This is a genomic window from Streptomyces thermospinosisporus (assembly GCF_039526425.1).
Taxonomy (GTDB): Bacteria; Actinomycetota; Actinomycetes; order Streptomycetales; family Streptomycetaceae; genus Streptomyces; species Streptomyces thermocarboxydovorans.
In genome coordinates this window covers 28,719-37,309 of sequence record NZ_BAAAIZ010000128.1, presented here as the reverse complement: position 1 = coordinate 37,309, position 8,591 = coordinate 28,719, and the positions used below count along the sequence as shown (strand labels likewise).

The window sequence follows — 8,591 nt, the reverse complement described above, 5'->3', positions numbered from 1 at the left end:
CGCCCCCGCCGCCTCCGCATGCCGGGATGCCGGGATGCCGATGCCGGATACGACGCACCCGGGCCTGTCTAACGCCGCCCTCGGCGCCGCGCCGTGCCGAAGACGGACCGGGTGATCTCCCGCCCGATCTGCGTGCCCAGCGACCGGGCGAGCGACTGGAACGCCCCGCTGCCCGCGACCTGCTCCACCAGCGAGTCGCGGTCCTCCCGCTCCTCGCGCGGCGCACCCCGCCGCCCGGTGCCCTTCCCCGCCCCGGCCGCCTCCCCGCGCACCTCGTCGGGGCCCTTCCCCCCGGCCCCACGCGCCTCGTCGGGACCCTTCGCCCCGCCCTCACGCACCTCGTCCGGCCCTGTCGCACCCGCATCCGCCCCCGGCTGCCGCCCGGCCAGCCGTTCGTACGCCGACTCGCGGTCCACAGCCTGTGCATAACGTCCGTACGCCGGGGACTCCCGGACCACCCGCTCCAGTTCCTCCGCCGGCACCGGACCCATCAGGGACTGAGGTGCCCGCAGCCGGGTCACCGCCACCGGGGTCGGGGCGCCGCGCTCGCTGAGCACGGTCACCGCGGCCTCCCCGGTACCGAGGCCGGTGAGCACCTCCTCCAGGTCGTACGGGGAGTCGGGGAAGGTCTTCACCGTGGCCTTCAGCGCCTTCTGGTCGTCCGGGGTGAAGGCGCGCAGCGCGTGCTGCACCCGGTTGCCGAGCTGGGAGAGCACCTCGGCCGGCACGTCCTTCGGGGTCTGCGTCACGAAGAACACGCCGACCCCTTTCGAGCGAATCAGCCGCACCGTCTGTGTGATCGAGTCCAGGAACGCCTTGGACGCGTCGTCGAACAGCAGATGCGCCTCGTCGAGGAAGAAGACCAGCTTGGGCCGGTCGATGTCGCCGACCTCGGGCAGATCGTGGAACAGGTCCGCCAGCAGCCACATCAGGAAGGTGGAGAACAGCGTCGGCCGGTCCTGCACGGCGGCCAGCTCCAGCACGGAGACGACCCCGCGCCCGTCCTCGGTGGTGCGCAGCAGCTCGGCGGTGTCGAACTCCGGCTCGCCGAAGAAGGAGGCGGCGCCCTCCGCCTCGAAGGCGGTCAGGGAACGCAGGATCACCCCGGCGGTCGCCGGGGACAGACCGCCGATGGACTTCAGCTCCTGCTTGCCCTCGTCCGAGGCCAGGAAGGCGACGACGGCCCGCAGGTCCTTGAGGTCGACCAGTTCCAGGCCCTTGCTGTCGGCGTAGTGGAAGATCAGCTGGAGGGACTGCTCCTGGGTCTGGTTGAGCTGCAGCACCTTGGACAGCAGCAGCGGCCCGAAGCTGGTGACGGTGGCCCGCACGGGGATGCCCGGGCCGATGCCGCCGAGGGCGTAGAACTCGGCGGGGAAGCCGGTGGCGGTCCACGCCTGGTGCACGTCACGGGCGCGTTCCTCGATCCGCGGCCCCGGCTTGCCCGGCCTGGCGATGCCGGACAGGTCGCCCTTGATGTCCGCGAGGAACACCGGCACGCCCTGCGCGGAGAGCTGTTCGGCGATCAGCTGGAGCGTCTTGGTCTTACCGGTGCCGGTGGCGCCCGCGACCAGGCCGTGCCGGTTGAGCATCGACAGCGGCACCCTGATCTGCGCGTCCGGCTGGCACTCCCCGTCCCAGATGAGGGCGCCCAGGTCCAGTGCCGGCCCGGCGAAGGCGTAGCCGGCGGCGATCTTCAGGGCCTCTTCGGGCAGGGCGGGGGCGCTGCCGGGCCCTTCGGGAGCGGTGGCCTGCGGAATGGTCCTGCGCTCGCTCATCTCGGGCACCTGTTCCCGTTTCGTCCTGCTTTCGGGTGTCTTTCTCAGCGTCGCACTGCGTCGCCATGGCTGCGCCCGGAACGTCTCGACCGGTAGGCTTTCCGTGTGATCTTCAAGCGCATCGGAAACGGCCGGCCGTACCCCGACCACGGCCGGGAGGGCACCCGGCAGTGGGCGGACGTGGCTCCGCGCCCGGTCCGCCTCGATCAGCTGGTGACGACAAAGCAGCAACTCGACCTCGAGACCCTCCTCGCGGAGGACTCGACCTTCTACGGCGACCTCTTCGCGCACGTCGTGAAGTGGCAGGGCGACCTGTACCTGGAGGACGGCCTGCACCGCGCGGTGCGCGCGGCACTCCAGCAGCGTCAGGTGCTGCACGCCCGCGTGCTCGAACTGGACTGAGCCGCTCCGGCGCCGGGGGGCCGCAGTGCCCCTTTCGGGTCGGACTGCACCCAGTCGATTGATCATCTAGTAGGCAGAGTCGCCGGAGCGCACTACGCTGCGCTCATGAGCATGCTGACTCCCCCCGGCATGGGCGGCCAGTACCGGATCACGGGTGACAAGTACCCGCGGATGCGCCGGCCCCGGCGGCGGGGCAGGCTCGTCGTCCTCACCATCGCCGGTGCGGCCGTGCTCGGCGGCGCGGGCTGGGGCACGCTCCAGCTCATCGACGTCTTCACCGGTGGTCGCAATCCCGCGAGGGCCGCCGGCGCCAAGCCCGCCTGCGCCGCCAAGGCGAGCCCCTCGCCCCGCGCGACCCCGCTGCCGAAGCCCGGCGCGTTCAAGGTCAACGTCCTCAACGCCACGACCCGCTCCGGGCTGGCCAAGAAGACCGCCGACGAGCTGAAGAAGCGCGGCTTCGCCATCGGCGAGGTCGGCAACGCGACCAAGGAGTACGACAAGAAGGTCAAGGGCACCGCGGTGCTGCTCGGCCCCGCGCCGGCCCTCGACACCTCGCTGCCGGTGCTCGCCACCCAGGTCGACGGCGCCGAACGCCGCACCGACGCCGCCCGCAAGGGCACCGAGGTCGACCTGATCATCGGCGACAAGTTCCGCGCCCTGACGAAGAAGGCGGACGCCGACAAGACCCTGGCCGCCCTGGCCAAGCCCTCCCCGGCGCCCACCGCGAAGAAGGGCTGCTGAGAACTTCCAGGACCCCGGGAAGGGCCTCCTGGAAGCGCACCTGGGGGTGTTCCGGGACTACTCGGCCGCGCCGTACATCCGGTCGCCCGCGTCGCCGAGGCCCGGCACGATGTAACCGTGCTCGTTGAGCCGCTGGTCGACCGCTGCGGTCACGACCGTCACCGGCGTGCCGGCCAGCTCCCGCTCCATGACCTCGACGCCCTCCGGCGCGGCCAGCAGCACCACGGCGGTCACATCGTCCGCGCCGCGCTTGATCAGCTCCTGGATCGCCGCGACCAGCGTGCCGCCGGTGGCCAGCATCGGGTCCAGCACGTACACCTGACGCCCGGAGAGATCCTCCGGCATCCGGGTGGCGTAGGTGGAGGCCTGCAGCGTCTCCTCGTTGCGGATCATGCCGAGGAAGCCCACCTCGGCGGTCGGCAGCAGCCGGACCATGCCGTCCAGCATGCCGAGCCCCGCCCGCAGGATCGGCACCACCAGCGGACGCGGGTGGGACAGCTTCACGCCCGTGGTCCGCTCCACCGGCGTCTGGATGTCGACCTGCTCGGTGCGCACGTCGCGCGTCGCCTCGTAGGCGAGCAGGGTGACCAGCTCGTCGGCCAGACGGCGGAAGGTCGCGGAGTCGGTGCGCTGGTCGCGCAGCGTGGTGAGCTTGTGGGCGACCAGGGGGTGGTCGACGACGTGGAGACGCATGTCCCCCACAGTAGCCGGGCCCTGCCGCCCCGGCGTCCCCGCCTGCCCGCAACCCCGCCGGGCCGCTTGTCACCCGATCGCTGGCGTCAAACCGCCCATCGGGGGGAAGGTGGGAGGGACGGACCGGGGTGGTGAGCCGATGCCTGAACAGGACTTCAGAGACGATCCGCCGTCCGCCGGGACCCGCCGCGGTCCCGGCGAGTCCGAGACGGAGGACGAGCGGCGCCGGCGACGCGCACTGTTCCTGCGCGAGCTCGCCGAGGCGCGCGCCCTGCGCGACCGCGTCCAGCCACGCCGCGCCAAGGCGGCCCGGCTGCGCCACGCGATGCGGATGCGGACCTTCCGCTGGTAGACCGGCCGCCGGACCGCGCCCCCGGCAGGCACGGCGACACTCCGGTCCGCCCCGGCGACCGCGCCGGCCGCAAGCCCGCAGAGCCCGGGGAGGCTCCGGGAAGCCCCGGGAAGTTCTGGGAAGCCCGGGAAGTTCCGGGAACACACGGGCGTTGGCGGAAGTAGCCTTGCGGACACGGCACCCGCGTACGATCCGCATGTGGCGACAACGAGTGTGCCGGCGGGCCCCGCACGGACCCGCCCAGACGCATACGACACACCATGCGACGCGACATCCGACGCTACATCCGACGCGACATCCGACGCGACATGCGATCAAAACTGCCGGACACAGGGAGCCGAAGACGTCCCTCAGGGACCTTGTTTCTGCCACGATTCCGAATGGGTGGGCTCGCAGGAGCACTTGCCGCCCGCAACCTCCGCCGGGAGGATCCCCAACCGGCACGCCTATGACCAGTGGGAGAGTCACGGTGTACTTCGCCGCACTGCTCGCGCGCACCGAAGACGGGTGGGAAGCGAGCGACACAGAGCTCGACGATGTGGAGACCCTGTCCGATCTGGCCGACCTGGCTCGGGAAGCCTCTCCCGACGAGGACACGGTGCTCGTGCTGATCGAGCAGGAGGACGGCTGGTTCGGCGTCGTCCGCGTGGAGGGCGAGGACGAGGATCCTCGAATCTACGTCTCCGACGCCGCAGCCGCGTCCCGCAGCAGCTACGGGGAGATCCTGCTCACCGACGAGCTGCTCGGCCGTGAACCCGGGGACGACGGCACCGACCTGGACGCCCTCGACCTCGACGGCACGGAGGACGGCGAGCCCGCCGACGACACCGTCGCCGACGACACGGGCGCCGGGTCCGTACCGCACGGGCCGGTCGGAGACGCCCGGATCCTGGAGGACCTGGGCGTGAGCGAGAAGGAACTGGCCTCGCTGACCGAGGACGCCGTCAACACGATCGCCGAGGCGCTCGGTGCCTCGGAGGTCCTGGAGACCGTCCGCTGATCATGCAGAACACCTCAGGGCCGCCGGACCCGGTACGCGACCCCTGGCGGCCCGCGATGCGGCTCGCCCTGGCCGAGGCCGAACGCGCCGTGAGCGGCGGGGACGTGCCCGTGGGCGCCGTGGTGCTGGCCCCGGACGGCAGCACCGTGCTGGCCTCCGCGCACAACGAGCGGGAGGCCGGGCACGACCCCACGGCGCACGCCGAGGTGCTCGCGTTGCGGCGGGCCGCCGCCGCACTCGGCGAGTGGCGGCTGGCCGGCTGCACCCTGGTGGTCACGCTGGAGCCCTGCACCATGTGCGCGGGCGCGATCCAGCAGGCCCGGGTGGACCGGGTGGTCTACGGCGCCCGGGACGAGAAGGCGGGCGCGGTCGGCTCCCTGTGGGACGTCGTCCGCGACCGGCGGCTCAACCACCGGCCCGAGGTGATCGAGGGCGTGCTCGCCGAGGAGTGCGCCCGGCCGCTCACGGAGTTCTTCCGGGTGCGGTGAGGGTTTTTCCGGGGGCGGTGAGGTGCCGGCCGGCTCCGCGCCGGTCCGCGCATATCGATTTCAAACCACGCCGCACTGTGCTGTAAGGTCTCCCTCGGTAGCGTGTCCGAGCGGCCGAAGGAGCTCGCCTCGAAAGCGAGTGTGGCGCAAGTCACCGAGGGTTCAAATCCCTCCGCTACCGCTTGTGAAGGGCCCCGTCGTCGGACGGGGCCCTTCGTGCGATCATGGGGCCCGTTCGGCGCGTGACACCAGCGCATCACCGTGACGACCGTGACAGGGGAGGGCCGCGATGGCGGTGAACTCTAAGAAGCTCGCCGTGTACCTCGTCGCGGTCTTCGTGCTGTACGTGATCATCACCGATCCGGAGAAGGCGGCGGACTACGTCCAGATAGGCTTCGAGGGCATCTCGGAAGCCGCGAAGGCCCTCGGAGACTTCATGACCTGGCTGGCCAACGGAGGTAAGTGATGATCCGCCACCTGGTGCTCTTCAAGCTGAACGAGGGCGTCGAGCGGGACGACCCCCGGGTCGTGAAGGGCGTGGAGGCCTTCCGCTCGCTGGAGGGCAAGATCCCCGAGATCCGGTTCTGGGAGTGCGCCTGGAACATCAGCGACCGCCCCATCGCCTACGACTTCGCCATCAATTCCGCGTTCGACGACACGGACGCGCTGCGCCGCTATGTGGAGCACCCGGACCATCAGGCGGGGGTCGCGCTCTGGCGGGAGTTCTCCACCTGGGTGATCGCGGACTACGAGTTCTGACCGGGGCCGGTTCACCCGTTCGCCTCGTGCCCTCCGCCGTCACGGCGGAGGGTTTTCGCATGCTGGGGGTGCCCTCTTCCTCGCTCAACACGAAATATGCGGTGCTTGCACACGGTTAGCCTGTCTTGTGATGCTATGACCGCTTTTGACGGATGAGTTGACGGATAAGAGGTGGCGTTGACCGTGTCGGCCAGTACTGCGCCGCCCCAGGACGAGGTTCCCGCAGCCGCACCCGTCCCCGCCAAGCGCCGGGGCGCCGACACACGGGCGCTGACCCAGGTCCTCTTCGCCCAGCTCAAGGAGCTCGAACCGGGCACCCCGGAGCACGCCCGCGTACGCGCGGCGCTCATCGAGGCCAACCTTCCGCTGGTGCGCTACGCGGCGGCCCGGTTCCGCTCGCGCAGCGAGCCGATGGAGGACGTGGTCCAGGTCGGCACCATCGGGCTCATCAACGCCATCGACCGCTTCGACCCCGACCGGGGCGTGCAGTTCCCGACCTTCGCGATGCCGACGGTGGTCGGCGAGATCAAGCGGTACTTCCGCGACAATGTGCGCACCGTGCACGTGCCGCGCCGGCTGCACGAGCTGTGGGTGCAGGTCAACAGCGCGACGGAGGACCTGACCACCGCGTTCGGGCGCACCCCGACGACCGCCGAGATCGCCGAGCGGCTGCGCATCAGCGAGGAGGAGGTGCTCTCCTGCATCGAGGCGGGGCGCTCGTACCACGCGACCTCGCTGGAGGCCGCGCAGGAGGGCGACGGGCTGCCGGGGCTGCTGGACCGGCTCGGCTACGAGGACCCGGCGCTGGACGGCGTGGAGCACCGGGACCTCGTCAGGCATCTGCTGGTGCAACTGCCCGAGCGGGAGCAGCGGATTCTGCTGCTGCGGTACTACAGCAACCTCACCCAGTCGCAGATCAGTGCGGAGCTCGGGGTCTCGCAGATGCATGTGTCGCGCCTGCTGGCGCGGAGTTTTCAGCGGTTGCGGTCGGCCAACCGGATCGACGCGTAGTCCTGTCGGACGGATGGGGGCGGGAGGCGACGGTCGGGGGCCGGATTGACGGTCGGGGCCCGGATCGGGGGTCGGGGCCCGGATCGGGGGTCGGGGCTCGGATCGGGGGTCGGGGGCCGGATTGACGGTCGGGGGTCGGATTGAGGGTCGCGTAGGGTTGTAGTCCGTGCCTCGTTTGCGGGCGGACAGGTGATCGATCCGTCACCGGGGAGAGCGAATCGCTCACCTGCGGAACTGTGCGCACTTCTCGGCCGAAACACCGTCAGACCGCCTGTTTCCAGGGCGGATTCGTATCTCGGATGTCGACATGTCACTACAGCGCGTTGCCGACATGTGACATTCTGCGGGAGACGCGTTTGCCGGAGCCTCGGCGCCGGTATTCAGGTGAAGGCTGCGTTCCTCGGACGGGAGCGCTCGCCGCGACCGTCCCGCGACCCAAAGGGGGTGGCATGTCCGCAGACCAGGGCAGCTCGAAGGTGCTCACGCTCGCGGAGAGCGAGACAGCTCCCGATGCTCTCGACGCACTCGGCCCCGTCCCGCCCGTCCTCCCGCCCGTCGACGAAGGCACGGCTCTGGACGCCGAGCCTGCCGCGGAGCTGTCGGCCACCGCGGCTCTCGACACCCGCACCCTGTCCCGCTCCCTGTTCCTGCGGCTCGCCGCGCTCGACGAGGACAGCCCCGAGCGGGCCTACGTCCGGGACACCCTGATCGAGCTGAACCTCCCGCTCGTGCGGTACGCGGCGGCACGGTTCCGCTCCCGCAACGAGCCGATGGAGGACATCGTCCAGGTCGGCACGATCGGGCTGATCAAGGCGATCGACCGGTTCGACTGCGAACGGGGCGTGGAGTTCCCGACGTTCGCGATGCCGACGGTGGTCGGGGAGATCAAGCGGTTCTTCCGGGACACGTCCTGGTCGGTGCGGGTGCCGCGGCGGCTGCAGGAGCTGCGGCTGGCGCTCACCAAGGCGAGCGACGAGCTGTCGCAGAAGCTGGACCGGTCGCCGACGGTGCCGGAGCTGGCGGCCGTGCTCGGGGTGTCGGAGGAGGACGTCGTCGACGGGCTCGCCGTCGGCAACGCGTACACGGCGTCGTCGCTGGACTCGCCGGCCCCGGAGGACGACGGCGGCGAGGGCTCGCTGGCGGACCGGCTGGGCTACGAGGACGCGGCGCTGGAGGGCGTGGAGTACCGGGAGTCGCTGAAGCCGCTGCTGGCGAAGCTGCCGCCGCGGGAGCGGCGGATCATCATGCTGCGGTTCTTCGCGAACATGACGCAGTCGCAGATCGGTGAGGAGGTCGGCATCTCGCAGATGCACGTCTCACGGCTGCTGACGCGGACGCTGGCGCAGTTGCGGGAGGGTCTGATCTCCGAC

Annotated in this window: 11 protein-coding genes and 1 tRNA gene; 10 read left to right on the top strand and 2 right to left on the bottom strand. The window is 70.9% G+C overall.

Translation table 11 applies throughout. The features are described 5' to 3' along the window. Window positions 1–68: 68 nt before the first annotated feature. The gene (locus tag ABD207_RS30595; RefSeq protein WP_344016526.1) at window positions 69–1,775 is read right to left on the bottom strand and encodes a helicase HerA-like domain-containing protein; all 1,707 of its coding nucleotides are present in this window, start codon (window positions 1,773–1,775) and stop codon (window positions 69–71) included. Between the two features lie 105 nt (window positions 1,776–1,880). Here ABD207_RS30595 and ABD207_RS30590 point away from each other — a divergent pair, with 105 nt between their 5' ends. Together ABD207_RS30590 and ABD207_RS30585 are read left to right on the top strand one after the other, a co-directional pair. After that, entirely contained in the window at window positions 1,881–2,177 is a 297-nt protein-coding gene (locus ABD207_RS30590; RefSeq protein ID WP_167996769.1) for a type II toxin-antitoxin system VapB family antitoxin, read from the top strand. Window positions 2,178–2,306: 129 nt separating this feature from the next. Next, window positions 2,307–2,918 (top strand): LytR C-terminal domain-containing protein, encoded by a 612-nt coding sequence (locus tag ABD207_RS30585; protein WP_344016571.1) that lies wholly within the window; start codon window positions 2,307–2,309, stop codon window positions 2,916–2,918. Window positions 2,919–2,975: 57 nt separating this feature from the next. Here the strand turns inward: ABD207_RS30585 and upp are convergent, their stop codons facing one another. Next, window positions 2,976–3,611: a uracil phosphoribosyltransferase gene (gene upp, locus ABD207_RS30580; RefSeq protein WP_167996768.1), complete on the bottom strand. Its 636-nt coding sequence runs from the start codon at window positions 3,609–3,611 to the stop codon at window positions 2,976–2,978. Between the two features lie 139 nt (window positions 3,612–3,750). Here upp and ABD207_RS30575 point away from each other — a divergent pair, with 139 nt between their 5' ends. From ABD207_RS30575 to ABD207_RS30540, 8 genes are all read left to right on the top strand, one after another. Further along, the gene (locus tag ABD207_RS30575; protein WP_344016524.1) at window positions 3,751–3,963 is read left to right on the top strand and encodes a hypothetical protein; all 213 of its coding nucleotides are present in this window, start codon (window positions 3,751–3,753) and stop codon (window positions 3,961–3,963) included. Between the two features lie 469 nt (window positions 3,964–4,432). Further along, the gene (locus ABD207_RS30570; protein WP_344016570.1) at window positions 4,433–4,963 is read left to right on the top strand and encodes a tRNA adenosine deaminase-associated protein; all 531 of its coding nucleotides are present in this window, start codon (window positions 4,433–4,435) and stop codon (window positions 4,961–4,963) included. Window positions 4,964–4,965: 2 nt separating this feature from the next. After that, entirely contained in the window at window positions 4,966–5,451 is a 486-nt protein-coding gene (gene tadA, locus ABD207_RS30565) for a tRNA adenosine(34) deaminase TadA (RefSeq protein WP_344016523.1), read from the top strand. Window positions 5,452–5,547: 96 nt separating this feature from the next. Next, window positions 5,548–5,632: transfer RNA gene (locus ABD207_RS30560), tRNA-Ser, on the top strand. Between the two features lie 108 nt (window positions 5,633–5,740). After that, complete coding sequence (locus tag ABD207_RS30555) at window positions 5,741–5,917, top strand: hypothetical protein (protein WP_167996765.1); 177 nt, start codon at window positions 5,741–5,743, stop codon at window positions 5,915–5,917. After that, window positions 5,917–6,210 carry a Dabb family protein gene (locus ABD207_RS30550; protein ID WP_344005504.1) on the top strand — a complete coding sequence of 98 codons (294 nt, stop codon included), beginning with the start codon at window positions 5,917–5,919 and terminating at the stop codon, window positions 6,208–6,210. Before ABD207_RS30555 ends, ABD207_RS30550 begins: the two co-directional genes overlap by 1 nt. A 177-nt stretch (window positions 6,211–6,387) precedes the next feature. Further along, entirely contained in the window at window positions 6,388–7,221 is an 834-nt protein-coding gene (locus tag ABD207_RS30545; protein ID WP_344016568.1) for an RNA polymerase sigma factor SigF, read from the top strand. Window positions 7,222–7,670: 449 nt separating this feature from the next. Next, window positions 7,671–8,591, top strand: a 921-nt coding sequence (locus ABD207_RS30540; protein WP_344016522.1) for an RNA polymerase sigma factor SigF, incomplete at its 3' end; no start/stop codon positions are given.

What these genes read in the sequence shown, in the direction of transcription:
- ABD207_RS30555 (WP_167996765.1), top strand. Translation starts at nt 5,741, where the DNA reads ATGGCGGTGAACTCTAAGAAGCTCGCCGTGTACCTCGTCGCGGTCTTC.
- ABD207_RS30575 (WP_344016524.1), top strand. Translation starts at nt 3,751, where the DNA reads ATGCCTGAACAGGACTTCAGAGACGATCCGCCGTCCGCCGGGACCCGC.
- upp (WP_167996768.1), bottom strand. Translation starts at nt 3,611, where the DNA reads ATGCGTCTCCACGTCGTCGACCACCCCCTGGTCGCCCACAAGCTCACC.
- tadA (WP_344016523.1), top strand. Translation starts at nt 4,966, where the DNA reads ATGCAGAACACCTCAGGGCCGCCGGACCCGGTACGCGACCCCTGGCGG.
- ABD207_RS30585 (WP_344016571.1), top strand. Translation starts at nt 2,307, where the DNA reads ATGGGCGGCCAGTACCGGATCACGGGTGACAAGTACCCGCGGATGCGC.
- ABD207_RS30595 (WP_344016526.1), bottom strand. Translation starts at nt 1,775, where the DNA reads ATGAGCGAGCGCAGGACCATTCCGCAGGCCACCGCTCCCGAAGGGCCC.
- ABD207_RS30550 (WP_344005504.1), top strand. Translation starts at nt 5,917, where the DNA reads ATGATCCGCCACCTGGTGCTCTTCAAGCTGAACGAGGGCGTCGAGCGG.